The sequence below is a fragment of the Pandoraea thiooxydans genome (assembly GCF_001931675.1).
GTDB classification, from domain to species: Bacteria; Pseudomonadota; Gammaproteobacteria; order Burkholderiales; family Burkholderiaceae; genus Pandoraea; species Pandoraea thiooxydans.
In genome coordinates, this window is sequence record NZ_CP014839.1 from 3,510,495 (window position 1) to 3,529,579 (window position 19,085).

The 19,085-nt window shown below is 65.1% G+C and carries 15 protein-coding genes; 4 read left to right on the plus strand and 11 right to left on the minus strand.

Annotated features, from left to right (window positions below):
- Window positions 1–267: 267 nt before the first annotated feature.
- The gene (locus tag PATSB16_RS16045) at window positions 268–1,311 is read left to right on the plus strand and encodes a LacI family DNA-binding transcriptional regulator (protein WP_047215070.1); all 1,044 of its coding nucleotides are present in this window, start codon (window positions 268–270) and stop codon (window positions 1,309–1,311) included.
- A gap of 12 nt (window positions 1,312–1,323) precedes the next feature.
- Window positions 1,324–2,613, plus strand: a complete 1,290-nt coding sequence (locus tag PATSB16_RS16050) for a TIGR03862 family flavoprotein (protein ID WP_047215071.1) — start codon at window positions 1,324–1,326, stop codon at window positions 2,611–2,613.
- A 4-nt stretch (window positions 2,614–2,617) separates the two neighbouring features.
- Here PATSB16_RS16050 and PATSB16_RS16055 read toward each other — a convergent pair whose 3' ends face one another.
- The 9 genes from PATSB16_RS16055 to PATSB16_RS16095 all read right to left on the minus strand — a co-directional run bounded on the left by PATSB16_RS16055 (window position 2,618) and on the right by PATSB16_RS16095 (window position 12,941).
- Entirely contained in the window at window positions 2,618–3,754 is a 1,137-nt protein-coding gene (locus PATSB16_RS16055; protein WP_047215072.1) for a methyltransferase, read from the minus strand.
- A 311-nt stretch (window positions 3,755–4,065) separates the two neighbouring features.
- Window positions 4,066–5,835, minus strand: a complete 1,770-nt coding sequence (ggt, locus tag PATSB16_RS16060; RefSeq protein ID WP_047216665.1) for a gamma-glutamyltransferase — start codon at window positions 5,833–5,835, stop codon at window positions 4,066–4,068.
- A 202-nt stretch (window positions 5,836–6,037) separates the two neighbouring features.
- Entirely contained in the window at window positions 6,038–7,045 is a 1,008-nt protein-coding gene (locus tag PATSB16_RS16065) for an alcohol dehydrogenase catalytic domain-containing protein (protein ID WP_047215073.1), read from the minus strand.
- A 70-nt stretch (window positions 7,046–7,115) separates the two neighbouring features.
- Window positions 7,116–7,883: an SDR family NAD(P)-dependent oxidoreductase gene (locus tag PATSB16_RS16070; protein ID WP_047215074.1), complete on the minus strand. Its 768-nt coding sequence runs from the start codon at window positions 7,881–7,883 to the stop codon at window positions 7,116–7,118.
- A gap of 33 nt (window positions 7,884–7,916) precedes the next feature.
- A complete protein-coding gene (hpsN, locus tag PATSB16_RS16075; RefSeq protein ID WP_047215075.1) occupies window positions 7,917–9,230 on the minus strand; it encodes a sulfopropanediol 3-dehydrogenase in 1,314 nt (437 codons plus the stop codon).
- Window positions 9,231–9,363: 133 nt separating this feature from the next.
- The gene (locus PATSB16_RS16080; protein ID WP_047215076.1) at window positions 9,364–10,422 is read right to left on the minus strand and encodes an ABC transporter substrate-binding protein; all 1,059 of its coding nucleotides are present in this window, start codon (window positions 10,420–10,422) and stop codon (window positions 9,364–9,366) included.
- A gap of 69 nt (window positions 10,423–10,491) precedes the next feature.
- Window positions 10,492–11,289 carry an ABC transporter ATP-binding protein gene (locus PATSB16_RS16085; RefSeq protein ID WP_047215077.1) on the minus strand — a complete coding sequence of 266 codons (798 nt, stop codon included), beginning with the start codon at window positions 11,287–11,289 and terminating at the stop codon, window positions 10,492–10,494.
- Window positions 11,290–11,316: 27 nt separating this feature from the next.
- Window positions 11,317–12,204, minus strand: a complete 888-nt coding sequence (locus PATSB16_RS16090) for an ABC transporter permease (RefSeq protein WP_083566820.1) — start codon at window positions 12,202–12,204, stop codon at window positions 11,317–11,319.
- The gene (locus PATSB16_RS16095) at window positions 12,201–12,941 is read right to left on the minus strand and encodes an ABC transporter permease (RefSeq protein ID WP_047216667.1); all 741 of its coding nucleotides are present in this window, start codon (window positions 12,939–12,941) and stop codon (window positions 12,201–12,203) included. The genes PATSB16_RS16090 and PATSB16_RS16095 overlap by 4 nt, the downstream gene beginning before the upstream one ends.
- A 224-nt stretch (window positions 12,942–13,165) precedes the next feature.
- Between PATSB16_RS16095 and PATSB16_RS16100 the strand changes: the two genes are divergently transcribed.
- Window positions 13,166–14,182, plus strand: a complete 1,017-nt coding sequence (locus PATSB16_RS16100) for a LacI family DNA-binding transcriptional regulator (protein WP_047215078.1) — start codon at window positions 13,166–13,168, stop codon at window positions 14,180–14,182.
- A gap of 94 nt (window positions 14,183–14,276) precedes the next feature.
- Here PATSB16_RS16100 and ssb read toward each other — a convergent pair whose 3' ends face one another.
- Window positions 14,277–14,765 carry a single-stranded DNA-binding protein gene (gene ssb, locus PATSB16_RS16105; protein ID WP_047215079.1) on the minus strand — a complete coding sequence of 163 codons (489 nt, stop codon included), beginning with the start codon at window positions 14,763–14,765 and terminating at the stop codon, window positions 14,277–14,279.
- A 32-nt stretch (window positions 14,766–14,797) separates the two neighbouring features.
- Window positions 14,798–15,961: an MFS transporter gene (locus PATSB16_RS16110; RefSeq protein ID WP_047215080.1), complete on the minus strand. Its 1,164-nt coding sequence runs from the start codon at window positions 15,959–15,961 to the stop codon at window positions 14,798–14,800.
- Window positions 15,962–16,205: 244 nt separating this feature from the next.
- On the opposite strand from PATSB16_RS16110, the gene uvrA reads away from it, so the two are divergent.
- Window positions 16,206–19,070, plus strand: coding sequence for an excinuclease ABC subunit UvrA (gene uvrA, locus PATSB16_RS16115; RefSeq protein ID WP_047215081.1), 2,865 nt, complete (start codon window positions 16,206–16,208; stop codon window positions 19,068–19,070).
- Window positions 19,071–19,085: the final 15 nt, after the last annotated feature.

A 19,085-nucleotide genomic window follows, 5' to 3' on the forward strand; every position in this document is an offset into this window, starting at 1 on the left:
AAATTAAAAAAATAATCGCCGATCCCAAAACGATTTGGTATGTATACTTGTTCATCAAAACAGCACTGTCAAGATACTTTTGCGATGGTCTATCGAAACCCGGACGCGCATGCGTCGGCATAATTGCCTCCAGCGCCCCGCAAAGGTAAGCTTTGCGCGGTGTGCGGCGAACCGAGACGGCGCGGCTCAGGATTTTCCCTAGCCGCTGGCCTCGGGCCCCTGTCAGAGGTCTGCTCGCCGCCCTCTTTGTCCAACCCTTGCCGATCGATGCCATCCTCCGCCCCCCGCCGCCCGACCATTCTCGACGTTGCCCGCCACGCCGGCGTCTCACCCACGACGGTCTCGCATGCGCTCAATGAGCGCGGCTACGTCGATCCGCAAACCCGCGAGCGGGTCAAGGCTTCGGCGCAGGCGCTCGGCTATCGGCCCAACATGCGCGCGCAGCGCCTGCGCACCGGCGAGGCGCAAACCATCGCGTTGCTCTCGTCGATGCCGTTCGAGGTGGCGGGCGGCGCCTCGCGCCTGGGCTTTCTGATGGAGATCGCGGCGGTGGCCGCTGCCTCCGCACTCACGCGCGGCCTCGCGCTGATCCTGGTGCCGCCGATGCAGGGCAATCAGCTGCCGCTGGAGCGACTCGACATCGACGGGGCGATCGTGATCGAACCCACCGACGATGACCTTAACGTGGCGCACCTGCAAAGCCGACGGCTGCCGGTGGTTTCGATCGGGCGCCAGCCTGCCGACGACCCGGTGCCGTACGTCGACCTGCAATCGGCCGCCACCACGCAGTTGCTGCTCTCCCATCTGTGGGCGCAGGGCGCGCGGCGCATCGCGCTGCTCATCGGCGCGCAGCGACGCAATTCCTATGTCGAGGCCGATCTTGCGTATCGCGCTTTTTGCGAAGCCCATGGCATGAGCCCGCGCATCTCCATGGCCGACGAAGCCGGCGGCGAGCAGGCCGGGCACGATCGTTGCGCGGAATTGCTGCGGCAATACCCGGACATCGACGGGCTGTACGTCACCGTCGATGCGTTCGCCGTGGGCGCGCTCCAGGCGATCGCCGAACACGGCTTGCGGGTGCCCGACGACATCAAGCTCGTCACCCGTTACGACGGCCTGCGCGCGCGCACCAGTACGCCGGCGCTCACGGCGGTCAACCTGCATCTGGACGCGGTCGCCTCGCTCGGCGTGCAGTTGCTGTTCGAACATTTGGGCGGCGACACCCATCTCCGGCACATGACGCCGCCCGCCCCGGAACTGGTCGCGCGCGCTTCGTCGGCCAAAACGCGCAAGCGCTCGCCCGCGCGGTAAACGGAGCGCCCCATGAGTCGAGTCTCGAGCGCGCTCGCGCCCCGTTGCGTCGCCGTGATCGGCGGCGGCCCGGCCGGCCTGATGGCTGCCGAAACGCTTGCCGCGGGCGGCGCGCGCGTCGACCTGTACGACGCGATGCCGTCGGTCGGGCGCAAGTTTCTGATGGCCGGCCGCGGCGGCCTGAACCTCACCCATAGCGAGCCGATGGCGCCGTTTCTGGCGCGCTATGGCACACGGCGCGATGACCTCGCGCCGTGGCTCGCGCGCTTCGACCCGCAGGCGCTGCGCGCCTGGGCGCACGAGCTCGGCGTAGCGACCTTCGTCGGCACCTCCGGGCGGGTTTTTCCGACCGACATGAAAGCCGCGCCGCTGCTGCGCGCGTGGCTGCACCGGCTGCGCGGCGCGCAAGTGCAATTTCACATGCGGCATCGCTGGATCGGCTGGGACACTGACGACAACCCCGGGAGCGCCGCGGACGGCAACGAAGGCGCGATCGCGCTGCGTTTTGCCGTGCCCGAAGGCGAATACACGCGGCATGCCGACGCCGTGGTGCTGGCCGTGGGCGGCGCCAGCTGGCCGCGCCTGGGCTCGGACGGCGCGTGGGTGCCGCGCCTGGCGCAACGCGGCGTGCCCGTGGCACCGCTGCGGCCGGCCAACTGCGGTTTCGACGCCGACTGGAGCGACCACTTCCAGGCCCGCTTCGCCGGCGCCCCGCTCAAGACGGTGGCACTCAGCGTCACCGCGCTCGACGGCAGCGTCGTTGCGCGGCGCGGCGAATGCGTGGCGAGCTCCACCGGTCTCGAAGGCAGCCTGATCTACGCGCTCTCGGCCCCGATCCGCGACCTTATTGCCGCCAATGGCTCGGCCGAGGTCCTGATGGATTTGCTCCCGGATGTCCCGCAGGAGCGCGTCATGCGCGAAGTCTCGCATCCGCGCGGCGCGCGTTCGTGGTCCAGCCATTTGCAAAGCCGGCTCGGCATCGCCGGCGTCAAGGCCGGGCTGCTGCGCGAGTGTCTATCCAGGGATGCATTCGCCGACCCGGCTCGCCTGGCGCGAGGCATCAAGGCATTGCCGATCCGCTTGCTGCGCCCGCGCCCGATCGCCGAGGCCATCAGCAGCGCGGGCGGCGTCGCGCTCGAGGCGCTCGATGCGCACCTGATGATCAAGCACATGCCGGGCGTGTTTTGCGCCGGCGAAATGCTCGACTGGGAAGCGCCGACCGGCGGTTACCTGCTGAGCGCCTGCTTTGCCAGCGGTGTGGTCGCCGGTGAGGGGGTCCTGGCCTATTTGGCCGGCCGCTGACCTTCTATTGCGCCGCCAGGCGCCACAGCGAGGTTATCTCCGCAGCCCGCGCGGCGTGCAGCGGGTCGCTCGCGTCGGCGGCACGCGGGTGGTGCGGCCGGGTGTCGATCTTGCCGAGCACCTTCAGGCCGGCCGCCTCAATGGCCGCCAGCAATTCGTCACGAGTGCGCAGGCCAAGATGCTCGGCCAGATCCGAGAGAATCAGCCAGCCTTCGCCTCCCGGGCTCAGGTGCGCCGCCAGGCCCGCCAGGAAGCCGCGCAGCATGCGGCCGTCAGGGTCGTACACGGCGGACTCCAGCGCTGAACTGGGCCGGGCCGGAAGCCAGGGCGGATTGCAGACGATCAGCGGTGCGCGGCCGGGCGGAAACAGATCGGCCTCGAGCACCGAGACCTGTTGGGTCAAGCCCAACCGCTCGATGTTCTCGCGCGCGCAGGCAAGCGCCCGCGGCTGCTGGTCGGTCGCGATCACGCTGGCCACGCCACGGCGCGCCAGCACGGCGGCCAGCACTCCCGTGCCGGTGCCGATGTCGAACGCCAGCGTGCGCGCCGGCAAAGGTGCCGAGGCGACCAGCTCGACGTACTCGCCGCGAACCGGCGAAAACACCCCGTAATGCGGATGAATTCGCGCATTCAGCGCCGGTATTTCGACCCCCTTCTTGCGCCACTCGTGCGCGCCGATGATGCCTTGCAACTCGCGCAGCGAGGTCACATACGGTTCGGCCGCCGGCCCGTACGCTTGCTCGCAGGCCAGCGCGACGTCGGGCGCGCGGCGCAATGGAATGCGGTGGCCGCTCTCGAACGGGATCAACAGCATGCCCAGGGTACGGGCGCGCTGCGACTGCGCCTGACGCTGCCAGTGAAACGCTTCGGTCAGCGACGACGGCACCTTGGCCGCCTTGCGAGGCTTGTGATCGACCCGACGCGCCAACGCCTGCAAGAGTTGGCGCGCGTTCTGGAAGTCGCCGCGCCACAACAGCGCCGTGCCTTCGCTGGCCAGCCGGAAAGCGGCGTCCGCTGTCATGCGGTCGTCGGCGACCACCACCCGCTTGGGCGGCGGCATGCCGCCCTCGGCGCGCCAGCGGGCCGAACGCGCCTGACCGTCCTCGGTCCAGGCGATCGTCGCGGTGTCAGTCGTGGTCATGATGCACCTCGCGTGCGCCGGGTCAGCGGGTGCCAGCCATGCTGGCGGGAAATCGGGGCAACGAATGGAGTGATGATCGACATCGGGAATTCCAGAAAAGGGGCTGCGGCAGCGAGCGACCGGGAGGAAGCCGGGTACTCCCGCGGCGCACGCGCACAACGGCGCCCACTGTAGAGGCTTTTGCCGCGGCTGTGTATACCTTTGCGCCCGACCCGCCGTGCAGGCATCGTCGCCATGCGCTGCGGCATTCGTGAAAAACGCCCAAGCATGAATGCTTGGGCGCCTGTTGCCGCGATCGGTCGGACTCGGGCTCAGTAGCCCATCGCCGCGCCCGCCGGGTGGCGCTGGTCGGTGCCGCCGGTCAGCATGCCAGTGGCCGGATCGACCACGATCGCTTCGGCCGCGCCCCATGGCCTGTAGGCCTTGAAGTGATATCCCATGGCCTTGAGCTTGTCGATGGTGTCCTGCGAGAACGCATAAGGCTCATACTGAATCACGTCGGGCTGCCATTGGTGATGGAAGCGCGGCGCATCGACCGCCTCCTGCACGTTCATGCCGTAGTCGACCACGTCCGAGAAAACTTCCAGCGCGATCGTGATGATGCGCGACCCGCCCGGGCTGCCGAATACCATGAACAGCTTGCCATCCTTGGTGGCGATGCTCGGCGTCATCGAGCTCAGCGGCCGCTTGCCCGGCGCGATTGCGTTGTTCTCGCCCTGGATCAGGCCATAAAGGTTCGGCACGCCAACCTTCGAGGTGAAGTCGTCCATTTCGTCGTTGAGGAAAAAGCCCGTATTGCCGGCCATCACGTTCGCGCCAAAGTAATTGTTGATGGTGTACGTGGTGGACACCGCATTGCCCTTGTCGTCGACGATTGAGAAGTGGGTGGTATTGGTGCCTTCGTGCGGCGCCACGCCCTGCTTGACCTCGCTCGACGGCGTGGCCTGGTCAGGCTTGATGGCCGCGCGAATCCGCGCCGCATAGTCCTTCGAAATCAGGCGCGCGATCGGCGCTTTCACATAATCGGGATCGCCCAGCAAGGTGTTGCGGTCGACATAGGCGTGACGCATCGCCTCGACCATCACATGGGTGGCGGCGGCCGAGTGAAAGCCCATTTTGGCCAGCGGATACGGCTCGATGATATTCAGGATCTCGCATAGCGTAGTGCCGCCCGAGCTTGGCGGCGGCGCCGAGATCACGTGGTAGCCGTGATAATCACATTCGATGGGCTTGGTTTCTTCGACGAAATAGTTTTCGAAGTCGGCCTTGCTCAGGATGCCGCCGTGCTCGTTGCTCGCCTTGACGATCGCGTCGGCGATCGGCCCCTTATAAAACGCCTTGGCGCCGTCCTTTTCGATCAGGCGCAAGGTGTGCGCCAGATGGGTCTGCACCAGACGATCGCCGACCTGATAAGGCTTGCCGTGCTTGAGGAAGATCGCCGCGATATTCGGCTCTTGCGCAAACAGCTTGCTCGGCCCGCGCAGCGCATCGAGATCGCCCTGTTTGCCGCTGCCGGTCATGATGTCGACGTCGCCGCGCTGCAGAACGAAACCATGTTCGGCCAGCCTGATCGCCGGCGCCATGACCTGTTGGCGGGTCATCGTGCCGTATTCGCGCAGCACCGTATCGAGCCCCATCACCGTACCCGGCACGCCCACCGCGAGGTAGCCGCGCGTGCTGCGCCCCGGCACCACGTTGCCCTTGGCGTCCAGGTACATGTCGCGGGTAGCCTTGAGCGGCGCACGCTCGCGGAAATTGACGAAGATATTACGGCCATCGGCCAGATGCAGGGTCATGAAACCGCCGCCGCCGATATTGCCGCAGCACGGATCGACCACCGCCAGCGTGTATCCCACCGCAACCGCGGCATCGATGGCATTGCCGCCCTCCTTCAGAATTTTCAGGCCGACTTCCGTGGCCAGATGTTGAGTCGTCACCACCATGCCATGCCTGCCATAGGCCGGCGGCGGCGAAACCGCGTGGGCGGCCTGCGCCAGCACCAATGCGGCAAAGACGGCCAAAACCCGGGGCGACAGCTTTACCCGGCAGGACAGACGAATGAGGGATCGCAGGTGTTGCATGAATGACATGGCCTTCTCCTGTTCTTCTTGCGGTAACGTCCAGATGGGTCCCCGATTTCCCCACGACTTGTTTATTGTTGTCGGCGCAGGAAAATCATACACGACCATCCGCAAGTCTTACCGCGGGAAGAAAAGGATCGTTCTGCCAAGTCACCGGGGCGGCGGCCTAACCGATGCCGCCCGCGTCATGGCGCGCACGCCCTCAGGCGTGAGGCAGCAGCACCAGTTTGCTGGAGGCGGCGCGCCCCTGGTCGAGATCGGCGAAGGCGGCGGGCCCTGCCTCCAGCTGGCGCGACTCGACCCAGCTCAGGTCGCCGAAAGCGCCTTCGTAGATCGCCTGTACGGTGGCGCGCATGTCGGCGGTCGAGTAAGTGTACGTCCCCATCAGGGTGATTTCGGCGAGCGTCAATTTGCGCATGTCGATCTCGCTGGCCCAGTCCTGCAAGCCGATGTGCATCACCACGCCACCCGGCTTGACCGCCTGCAGCGCGGCGGCCCGCGTGGGCTTGGCGCCGACCGCATCGATCACATAGTCGTAAGCGCTCTCCTCGGCCGGGGTGTCGAGCGGATTGAAAGCGAGGCAGCCCGCATGCTGCTGCGCCGAGGCGCGGCGCAGCGGATTGACTTCGGCCATCGTGACATGGCGGCAGCCGTACGAGCGCAGCAGCAGCGCCGCCAGCAGCCCGATCGCGCCGCCGCCGATGACCAGCGTACGGGTCTCGGGCAGCGGACGTGCGAACGCGCGCATCGACAGGTTGATCGCATGCAGCGCGGTGGCCGCGGGCTCGGTCACGGCCGCCTTGAGCGCCGGCATGTCCTGCGGAATGTCGATCAGGCTCGCCGCCGGAATCGCCATATATTCGGCAAACGCGCCAGGCCGCGTCATGCCGACCATGGTGCGGTTCGCGCAGAGGTTGTCGCGTCCCTGCACGCAGTACGCGCATACGCCGCACGTGATCAGCGGGTTGGCGCTCACGCGCCGCCCCACCGGCCATGCCGGCACGGCGCTCTCGACGATCGTGCCGGCCAGCTCGTGCCCCAGCACCAGGCCGGGCTGGCGGCGCGGGTCGTGACCGTGATAGGCATGCATGTCGGAGCCGCAAATGCCGACCGCGTCGATTTTCAGGATCACCTCGCCGGCGGCCAACGCCGGATAGGGCCGCTCTTGCACCGCGACTTCGTTCGGCTGCGTGTAGACCAAAGCTTTCATGGGTGTGTTCTCTTTTGCGTCAATCCGATGCAAACAAAGGCTTCATGCGAGGACATCCGCTGCACGTCGGTCATCTCGCCGTGTAGCCGCCGTCGACCATGATCGTCTGACCGGTGATATAGGCCGAAGCGTCGCTGGCCAGGAACAGCGTCACGCCGTACAGGTCTTCGAGCGCACCGTTTCTGCCGATGCAGGTCTGGGCCGCGTGCCGCTGCGACAGCTGCGGGTCGTTGAATACCGGCGCGGTCAGCGCCGTGGGGAAAAAACCCGGGCCGATCGCATTGCAGGTGATGCCATGAGGGGACCACGCCTGAGCGATCGCGCGCGTCAACTGCAGCACGCCTCCCTTGCCGGCGCCATAGGGCGCACTGTCGGCAAAGGCCCGATACGACTGCAGCGAGGCAAGATTGATGATGCGCCCCCAGCCGCGCTCGCGCATCGCCGGCGCCAGCGCCTGCGTCAGGAAAAACGGCGCGCCCAGATGCAGCGCCAGTTGCTGCTGCCAGGCTTGCGGCGTGACTTCGGCAAACGGCTGGCGCAAATTGATGCCGGCCGCGTTGACCAGAATGTCGATGTGCCCGGCGCGTGCCTGCGCGCGCTCGGCTCCTTCCCGGGCGCCGTCGGCCGAAGCCAGATCGGCGCATAGGTAGTCGGCCTTGATGCGCGATTGCCCCAGGCGGTCAGCCGCCGCCGCCAATTCGGTCTCGCGGCGCGCGAGCAGCACCACGCTTGCGCCCGCCAGGCCGAGCGCGGTAGCCATCGCCTCGCCGATGCCGGCGTTGCCGCCGGTGACCAGCGCGGTGCGCCCGCTCAGATCAAACAGTGTCGGTAGGTTCATGTCGTCGGCCTGTGGTTCGGTGGCATCGCCAGGTTACTGCGTCACGGCGTCGCCGAGCGCAAAGCGTTCATCGGGAAAATACTTGGCGAGACGATCGTCGGCGGTGCGCGCATGCGCCTCCATGCCTTCGAGACGGGAAATGCGCGCGGTCACCTGGCCGATCTGGTGGGCAGCCTGCCGGGACATTTTTTGCCAGGTCAGGGTCTTCATGAATTTATGGACCGACAGCCCGCCCGAATAGCGCGCCGCGCCTTTGGTTGGCAGAACATGGTTCGGGCCGCTGGTTTTGTCGCCGAACGCCACGGTGGTCTCCTCGCCGAGGAACAGCGAGCCGTAACAGGTCAGGTTGGCCAGCCACCAGTCGAGATCGGCCGCATGCACTTCGAGATGCTCCGACGCGTAGCGGTCCGACACCTCGGCGACCTCCTCGCGCGTATCGCACAACACCACTTCGCCATAGTCGCGCCAGGCGCTGCCGGCCGCGTCGCGCGCGATCGGCGGCAACGCCGCGATCAGCTCTGGCACGCGACGCATGACGTCTTCGGCCAGGGCGCGCGAGGTCGTGAAGAGCCACGCGGGCGACTCGTGACCATGCTCGGCCTGCCCGACCAGATCGCTCGCGACGATCGCGGCATCGGCCGTATCGTCGGCGATCACCGCGACTTCGGACGGACCGGCGAAGACGTCGATACCCACCTTGCCGAACAATGTGCGCTTGGCCTCGGCAACGAACTTGTTGCCCGGCCCCACCACCACGTCGGCCGGCTTGCCGGTGACAAGTCCATAAGCCATGGTCGCGATGGCCTGCACACCGCCCAGCGTCATGACGATGTCGGCACCAGCCGACTTGAACGCATACAGCACGTACGGGTGAATGCCCTCGCCGCGAAACGGGCTGGAACACGCGATGATGGTCTTGACGCCGGCAGCCTTGGCGGTGGCCACGCTCATGTAGGCCGAAGCAATGTGCGCGTAGCGGCCGGCCGGCGCGTAGCAGCCCACCACGTTGACCGGAACCACACGCTGGCCGGCGGTGACGCCCGGATACAGCTCGACCGAAAATTCCCGCAGCGACTCGCGCTGCGCGACGGCGAAATCGAACACCTGTTTCGCGGCGAAATCGATGTCGGCCCGCACGCTCGCCGGCACCTCCTTGGCGCGGCGCTCGATCTCGGCCGGCGAGACGATCAGATCGCCCGTCCATTTGTCGAGCTTGCTGGCGTATTCGCGAACCGCCGCCTCGCCGCGCGTCTCGATCTCGTGCAGCATTTCGGTCACGACCTTCTGGGCGGTTGCCGTCTCGGTCTCCGGGGTTTTCGTCGCCTTTTTCAGATAGGTCACTGCCATGACAATCTCCTTGCACAAAATGAAAGCGGTTACATCATGAAGTTTTTAGAAGGCCGGCAGGCCGGCCCCCTTTACAGCTCACGGCAGCAGCCTTAATCAGACAATGCTGCGACGGCTCTGTCGCGCTACTGCATCAATTCGTCTGCGAAGCGAACGCAGCCAGCTTCGGGTCGGCCTCGACACGTTTCATGTAGGTATTGGTGATATAGCTGTGCGCGGCCGGCACCGTGCTCAGCGAGCCGGCGGCGTGCATGAACTTGGCAATATCGGTAAACCAGCGATCCATTTCAGACGGCCCTTTGGCGCGGTCCATCGCCTGCAGTTGCTGCTTCAGGTCGAAGGTCGGCCGCGTGTTGAACTCCTGTTCCATCGAGGCTTCCGAGATCGACACGCCGCCCTGCGCGTAGAACTTCTTCATCATCTCCAGCGCCTGCGGCCGATGCGCATTCATCCACGCCCATGCGCGCAGATAGATCGCCAGGAATTTCGCCACGTTCTCCGGATGCTCCTTCGCGTAGTCGCCGCGCACGATCAACGCGCCCGGAACCACCGCGCCGCCGTCCTTGCCGGTGCACAGCACTTTGGCGCCCGCCTTCTCTTCCAGCGTGTAATCGTTGGGCGCCCATACGCCGCCGTAATCCGCATTGCCGGATGACATCGCCGAGATGATCTCGGCCTGCCCCATGTTCTTCAGGGTGACGTCGTCCTTGGACAGGCCGAACTTTTTCAGGCACGCCTGCACGGCATAGTCGCCGGTCGAGTTAGAGGTCAATACGATGGTCTGCCCCTTAAGCAGCTTCGGATCGGCCTTGACCTGCGCGTAGCGCGATTTGCTCACCATCAGCACGTTGGCCTGCGATTCGTCGTTGGTCAGACCGATCGTTTTGATGCCGAAGCGTTGCGAGCCGAGCACGGCCGGCACTGAGCCGGTGCCGCCGACATCCCACGACTTCGAGGCCGACGCTGCCATTTGCGGCACGCCCGCCGGGAAAATCGAGAATTCAGGTTTCAGGCCGAGTTCGGCCCACCAGCCCTTTTCGGTGGCGACATAGAACGGCAAAGCCCAGTAAAGCGCCGGTTGGTAGCTGACCTTGATCGGTGTGAGCTCCGCCGCGAACGCGGATGCGCCGATCGTGCCGATGGCCGCCCATAGTGCTGCTCCCCTGACGAGACTGCGGAAAATGCGTTTCATTGTGTCATCCTCGTATTGTGTGTTGTGGCAAACAAACGATTGATACCCAGCAAGCCATGGACTGGCGGCTCAATGCTCCCGTCCGGCATGCTCCTCGCGCAACGACTTCCAGATGTGCGTTCGCAAATGCACGAACGACTCGAGATCCATCACGTCCTCGATCTTGTTGTATTGGTCCCAGTGGTGGGCCTCGCGTACCGGTTTGATGTCGATGATTTCCTTGACCCGCCCCGGACGGCTGGTCATGATGACCACGCGGTCGGCCAGGTACACCGATTCTTCCACCGCATGGGTGATGAACATGACGGTACGCGGGCTGAGCCGCGCCAGGCGCACCAGCTCCTCCTGCATCACCACGCGGGTCTGCGCATCGAGCGCGCCGAACGGCTCGTCCATCAGCAGCACCCCGGGGTTCAGCGCGTAGGCCCGCGCGATCGCCACACGTTGCTGCATGCCGCCCGAGAGTTGATGCGGATAGGCTGTTTCGCAGCCCGTCAGATTCATCAGGCGCAGATATTTTTCGATGATGTCGCGCCGCTCGCCTTGCGCCAGCCCTTTGCTGCGCAGGCCGAAGTCGATGTTTTCCCACACGGTTTTCCACGGAAACAGCGCGAACTGCTGGAACACCACGGCGCGCTCGGGGCCGGGCCGCTTGACCTCCTTGCCGGCTACCGAGACCGCGCCCGACGAGGGGAATTCGAGTCCGGCGGCCATGCGCAGGCAAGTCGTTTTGCCGCAGCCCGACGGGCCGACCACCGCAACGAATTCCTTATCGTGGATGTCCAGCGAAATGCCATCGAGCGTCAGGAGGTCCTCGCCGTTACGCTGAAACACGCGCGATACATTTTCAAAGACGATGCTGCTCATGTTTTCGTATCCTTGATTTGTATGGGTTTAGCGGTGAGCGCGAGGGCGATTGCGCATCGCCAGCGTCTCGATCTTGCGCAGCACCAGATCGATCGCGCCGCCCACCATGCCGATGGCGATCATGCCGCTCATCACAATGGCGGTATTGATGCTGCTCTGCCCTTTGACCAGCATGTAGCCGATGCCGCTCGAGGCGACGATCAGCTCGGCCCCGACCAGCGACATCCAGCCGAGCCCGGCCGACACTCTCAAGCCCGCGATGATCGACGGCGTGGCCGCCGGCAGCAGCACCTCGAACAGGATCATCCGCGTCGGCACGCCAAGCATGCGGGCGGCCTCGAGCAGGGTGTTGTCGACATATTTGGCGCCGCGATAGGCGTTGACCACGCACGGTGGAAACGCGCCGGTGAAAATGATCAGAATCGGCCCGCCGATGCCCGTGCCGAACCACAGCGCCGCGAACGGCACCCAGGCGATCGGCGCGATGAAACGAATCACCTCGAACAGCGGCGCGACGATGTAGTCGAGCCAGCGGAACCAGCCCATCAGCAAGCCCAGCGGCAAACCAATCACCGCGGCCAGGCCAAAGCCCATCAAATACCGCAACAAGCTCGACCACAGATGCTGCTGCAGTGTGTAGCCGGCGAACGGCTCGTGCAGCAGCTGGATGAATTTTTCCGCCACGGCAAGCGGAGTGGGCAGGAATTGCGGCGGCGCCAGGCCGGTGGCCGCGGCTATCCACCAGGCACCGAAGAAGGTAAGCAGCCCGGCCAGCGACAGGCCCCAATAGCGAGAGTTTGAAGGCCGGCGGGCCCGGCCTGCCGGGTTGGCCGGTCGGGCGCGCGAGGCGCCGGCCGGATTGGCGGCATTCGAGGCCGCAGGATTCTTGTCGTTGCTCAGATCGGCGCTCCTCATGATTTGGCCCTCCACGGCATGGCTCGCCGCTCCAGCCAGCCCAGCGCCCAGGTCATCAGCCAGCCGCACAGCGCGACGGCCAGCATCGCCACCAGAATCATCGAAGGATAGATGTCGAGCGAGCCCTGCGTGAGCACGTGGCCCAGCCCGCGCACCGCGCCGATCAATTCGCCGGCTACCAGCGTGGTCCAGGCGGCCTGCAGCGACAGCCGCAGCCCAGTGAAGATCATCGGCAGCGCGCCGGGAATCATCACTTCCCAGGCAAACCGGCTGCCCCGCACCCCAAGCATCTCGGCGGCTTCGAGCAGTTGCGGCTCGATACTTCGCACACCGGCATAACTGTTGATGACCACCGGCACGAAGGCCGCCATCCAGATCACCATCACCTTGGCCGCGGCGCCCAGGCCAAGCCAGACAATCGCCAACGGGATCCAGGCCAGCGGAGGAATCGGCCGGATCAGCGTGAACACCGGATTGAAATAGGCCTCGGCACGGCGCGAGCAACCCATCCACAGGCCGAGCGGCGCACCGATGATCGTGGCGCTGAAAAATCCCAGCAAAACCAGCTTGACGCTTTGTTCGATATGCTGGTCGAGCCGTCCGCCCGCGTAGCCGGTGGTGCAGATCTGCACGAACGAGTCCCAGGTTTGGGCCGGGGTCGGGAAAGTGATCGGCGTCACCCAGCCGGCCGGGCCGGTGGCGACAAACCAGAGAAGCAACGCGGCGATCAATGTCATAAGGCTGACCCAAGCGCGCTGCGTATTGCCGAATCCTCGCACTGCCTGTCTCCTTGCAACTCGACTGCCGTTGCTATTGATGCGTTAATGTAACCGCTTTCATTCAAGATATTTCATTTGCCGGTGATCTTCAAGTTAGCGTTTACGCTATAAACGGTATTTTGCGCATCCCTCATAATGAAAGCAGTTACATTGCCACTGCCGATCACCCTCAGAGCCAACGCATGATTTCACGTCCCCGTATCCGCGACGTTGCGTCCCGGGCTGGCGTCTCCACCGCGACCGTCTCGCGCGCGCTGTCCAATCCTGCGCTGGTCAAGCCCGACACGCAGATACGCATCCGCGAGGCGATCGCCGCGCTCGGTTACGTGCTCGACGGCTCGGCGCGCGCGCTTGCCTCGGGCCGCGCGCACACCATCGGCGCGATCGTGCCGACCCTCGACAACGCGATCTTCGCGCGCGCCGTGCAGGGACTGCAGACCACGCTATCGAACTCGGGCTATCAATTGCTGATCGCCGCGCACGAATACAATCCGGACACCGAGCAGGCCCTGGTGCGGGCGCTGCTCGAGCGCTCGATCGACGCGCTGCTGCTGGTCGGCACCGATCATTCGCCACAGACGTGGGATTTGATTCGCGGCAGCCGGGTGCCGCTGCTGGTCACCTGGTCGAAGACCGATCTGCAGCCGTCGATCGGCTTCGACAATCATCAGATCGGCCGGCTGGCGGCGCAGCATCTGCTCGCGCTGGGACATCGTCATCTGGGCGTGATATCGGGACATTGCCTGCACAACGATCGTGCCCGCAGCCGCGTCGAAGGTTTTCGCGAAGCGCTCGAGCAGCGCGGCCGGCAACTGCCCGAGAGCCACGTGATTCAACAGCCGTTCGGCTTCGAGGGCGGTCGGGCCGGGCTCAGGGCGCTGCTCGAGCTGCGTCCGCGCCCGACCGGTATCTTCTGCGGCAACGACGTGCTGGCCATGGGGTGCCTGTTCGAAGCCCAGGCGCTGGGCATCGACGTGCCGGGGGAATTGTCGATCGTCGGTTGCGATAACCTGCCGATCTCGTCGCAGCTCACGCCGAGCCTGACCACCATCCACCTGCCGACCCACGAATTGGGCCAGCACGCCGCCGGGCTGCTGCTGCAGTGGCTCGCCAGCGGCCAGATGCCGCCCAACGAGTGCCTGCCGATCGAACTCGTCGCGCGCGGTACCAGCGGCCCGCCGCGCAAGGCGGCGCGCTGACGCGCCTCCAAAAAACAAGGGCCGGAGAAATGCGCTGCCCGAGTGGGGTATGCATTTCTCCGGCCCTCGCTGCACCGGACGATTGGAGTAGCGTTTAGAACGGAATATCGTCGTCCATGTCGTCGAATCCGCCGCCGGCCGGCTTGGATGCGGCCGGTGCCGAGCGCGACGGGGCCGAACGGGCCGGCGCGCCGCCGCCCGACGATTCGCGCGAGTAGCCTCCACCACCACCGCCGCCGCCACCGCCTTCACCGCGGCCGCCCAGCATTTGCATTTGCTCGGCGACGATTTCGGTGGTGTATTGCTTTTGGCCGTCCTTTTCCCACTGGCGGGTGCGGATACGGCCTTCGATATAGACCGGCGAGCCCTTCTTCAGGTATTCGCCGGCGATTTCCGCCAGGCGCCCGAAGAACGCCACGCGGTGCCATTCGGTCGCTTCCTTCATTTCACCGCTACTTTTGTCCTTGTAGCGATCGGTGGTGGCCAGGCGAATGTTGGTGACCGCGTCGCCGCTTGGCATGTAGCGGGTTTCCGGGTCAGCCCCGAGGTTGCCGACCAGAATGACTTTGTTGACTGATGCCATGGACGTTCTCCAGATTTAATGCGGGGGCCGATTCACGCTTTACGCGGCGCCGGCGCTGTCATTGAGCCGGCGATTATAAGCCACAGCAGGGCCATGCCGGCGCAAACGAAGAAGATCGAATGCTGGCCGTGATGCTTGAGCAGCCAGCCGCCCAGCACGCCGCCGCTGGCCAGGCCCAGCGCCTGCGTGGTGTTGTAGATGCCGGTGGCGGCGCCCTTGCGCGCGCCGGGCGCGAGCTTCGAGACGAGCGAGGGTTGCGACGCCTCGAGCACGTTGAAGCCGGCAAAGTAGAAGAACAGCAGCACGGTGAGCACGAACAGGGTCGGCGGCAATTCGGCCATCGCGAACTGCGCGATCAGCACGAGGCCGATGGCGCTGAGCAGAACCGCTTTCATCTTGCCGCGTTTTTCGGCAGCGATCACCGCTGGGATCATGACGATGAACGACGCGAACATCACCGGCAGATAGATCTTCCAGTGCGAGGTGACCGGCATGCCGGCAGCCTCGAGCATGCGGGGCATCACCACGAACAGCGCGGTTTGCGTCGCATGCAGCACGAATACGCCGAAGTTCAGGCGCAGCAGTTCGGGGTTGCGCAGCACCTCGCGAAACGGCGCATGGGTGATTTTCGGGGCGGCCGGCGGATTCGGCACGACCCAGATCACCACGAAGATCGCCACGATCGCGAGGATGCCGATGGCACCGAACAAGCCGCCCATGCCGAGCCAGTGATAGACGGTGGGCGCGGCCACGATGGCCACCGCGAACGACATGCCGATGCTGCCGCCGATCATTGCCATGGCCTTGGTGCGATGCGCCTCCGAGGTCAGGTCGGCCACCAGCGCGATGACCGCCGAGGAAATCGCCCCAGCACCCTGGACCGCACGGCCGACGATGATCCACAGGATGTCGTGCGAGAACGCCGCGATGAAACTGCCGAGTGCGAACACCACCAGTCCGAACACGATGACCGGCTTGCGGCCCAGGCGGTCGGAGAGCCAGCCGTACGGGATGTAGAGCAACGCCTGTGTAAGGCCGTAGATACCGATGGCCAGACCGATCAGGATCGTGTTGTTGCCGCCCGGCACGGTCTTCGCGTAGACGGTGAAGACCGGCATGATCAGGAACAGGCCCAGCATGCGCAGCGCGAAAATGGCGGCCAGCGAGGCGCTGGCGCGCCGCTCGAGGGGAGTCATGCGATTGTCGCCGGCAGCGGGAGTCGCACGGGAAGCGGTGTCAATAGCCATGGATATGAAGAACTACGTTGTACGTGAGAGCGCCCTGGCGGGCATCTTGGCCGGTCCGCTCCGGGAGAGCCGACCCTGAACTTCAAACTTAGGTATATTAGCAGGTTTGTTCGCCCGGTTTTGACCCCCCGCCTGATTGGCCGCCACTGACGGCACGGCACGGGCACAGAGCGACGATCCTCCGGAAGCGCCGATGGAAACCATACGTATTCGTGGGGCTCGCACCCACAACCTGAAGAACATCAATCTCGATTTACCCCGTCATCAACTGATCGTCATCACCGGCCTGTCCGGTTCCGGCAAGTCCTCGCTGGCGTTCGATACGCTCTATGCCGAGGGCCAGCGCCGCTACGTGGAGAGCCTGTCGGCGTACGCCCGGCAGTTCCTGCAACTGATGGAAAAACCCGACGTCGACCTGATCGAAGGCCTGTCGCCGGCAATCTCGATCGAACAGAAGGCGACCTCCCACAACCCGCGCTCGACCGTCGGCACGGTGACTGAGATTCACGACTATCTGCGCTTGCTGTACGCCCGCGTAGGCACGCCGCATTGCCCCGATCACGGCCAGCCGCTCGAATCGCAAAGCGTCTCGCAGATGGTCGATGCGGCGCTCGCGCTGCCGGCCGACACCAAGCTGATGATCCTCGCGCCGGTGGTGGCCAATCGCAAGGGCGAGCACGCCGACCTGTTCGACACGATGCAGGCGCAAGGGTTCGTGCGATTCCGGATTCGCTCGGGCGGCGGCGCCGCTCACGAGGGCGAGGCGAAGATCCATGAGATCGACAACCTGCCCAGGCTGAAAAAGAACGACAAGCATTCGATCGACGTCGTGATCGACCGCGTCAAGGTTCGCGACGACCTCAAGCAGCGCCTGGCCGAATCGTTCGAAACCGCGCTGCGCCTGGCCGACGGCCGCGCCATCGCGGTCGAGATGGACAATGGCAAGGAGCATGTCTTCAGCTCGAAATTCGCCTGTCCGATATGCTCGTACTCGCTGCAGGAACTGGAGCCGCGGCTGTTTTCCTTCAATAATCCGATGGGCGCTTGCCCGAGCTGCGACGGCCTGGGCCAGATGACGTTTTTCGATCCGAAGCGGGTGGTGGCCTTTCCCGGCCTGTCACTCGCCTCGGGCGCGGTCAAGGGCTGGGACCGGCGCAATCAGTTCTATTTCCAGATGCTGCAAAATCTCGCGGCATTCTACGATTTCGACGTCGACACGCCGTTCGAGGAACTCAGCGAAACGGTGCAGAAAACCGTTCTGTACGGCTCGGACAAGCAGACCATTCCCTTCACCTACGTCAACGAACGCGGCCGCACCACCGTACGCGAACATGCTTTCGAGGGCATTATTCCGAGCCTGGAGCGGCGCTACCGCGAGACCGATTCGCTGGCCGTGCGCGAAGAGCTCGCCAAATACCAGAACAACCGCCCCTGCCCCGACTGCGACGGCACCCGGCTGCGCCGCGAGGCGCGTTTCGTCAAGATCGGCGACGGGCCGAAGGCGCGCGCCATTTACGAGATCAACGTGTGGCCGCTGCGCGAGACGCTGGGGTATTTCCACACGCTCACGCTCACCGGCGCCAAGCGCGACATCGCCGACAAGATCATCAAGGAGATCGTCGCGCGGCTCACCTTCCTGAACAACGTCGGGCTCGATTACCTGTCGCTCGAGCGCAGCGCCGATACGCTCTCGGGCGGCGAGGCGCAGCGCATCCGCCTGGCCTCGCAAATCGGCTCGGGCCTGACCGGCGTGATGTACGTGCTCGACGAGCCGTCGATCGGCCTGCATCAGCGCGACAACGACCGCCTGATCGCCACCCTCAAGCACTTGCGCGACCTCGGCAACTCGGTGATCGTGGTCGAGCACGACGAAGACATGATTCGCGCCAGCGATTACGTCGTCGACATGGGTCTGGGCGCAGGCGAGCACGGCGGCAAGGTGATCGCCGAAGGCACGCCTGGCCAGATCGCCGCCCACGATGTGTCACTCACCGGCCAGTATCTGGCGGGCAAGCGCAAGATCGCGCTGCCGGCGCAGCGTCATGCGCCGGGCGAGCATCGGCTGCGCATTTCGGAGGCCAGCGGCAATAATTTGAAGCAGGTCACGCTCGATTTGCCGGTGGGGCTGCTGACCTGCGTGACGGGCGTGTCCGGCTCGGGCAAGTCGACCCTGGTCAACGATACGCTCTATCACGCGGTGGCCCGTCATTTGTACGGCTCGTCGGCCGAACCGGCGCCGTTCGAGGCGATCGACGGGCTGGAGCATTTCGACAAGGTCATCGCGGTCGACCAGTCGCCGATCGGGCGCACGCCGCGCTCGAACCCGGCCACTTACACCGGTCTGTTCACGCCCATCCGCGAACTGTTCGCGGGCGTGCCGGCAGCCAAGGAGCGCGGCTACGACCCCGGCCGCTTCTCGTTCAACGTCAAGGGCGGGCGCTGCGAGGCGTGCCAGGGCGACGGCGTGCTCAAGGTAGAAATGCACTTCCTGCCGGATGTGTACGTTTCGTGCGACGTCTGCCACGGCAAGCGCTATAACCGCGAGACGCTCGAGATTCAATACAAGGGCAAGAATATTCACGAGGTGCTCGACATGACGGTCGAGCAGGCGCATGAGTTTTTCCGGCCGGTGCCGGTGGTCGCGCGCAAGCTCAAGACGCTGCTCGACGTCGGGCTGGGCTATATCCGGCTGGGCCAGTCGGCGACCACCCTCTCGGGCGGCGAGGCGCAGCGCGTCAAGCTCTCGCTCGAACTATCCAAGCGCGACACCGGACGGACCCTGTATATTCTGGACGAACCGACCACCGGGCTGCATTTTCACGATATCGAACTGTTGCTCACGGTCATCCATCGTCTGCGCGATCAGGGCAACACGGTGGTCATCATCGAGCATAATCTGGATGTGATCAAAACGGCCGACTGGGTCATCGACCTGGGGCCGGAGGGCGGCGCCGGCGGCGGGCGGATCATCGCCTACGGCACGCCCGAGGAAGTCGCCGGAAACAAGGCCAGCTTCACCGGCAAGTATCTGGCGCCGTTGCTCGAGCGGGACCGCTAGAGCGCATCTTGGAGT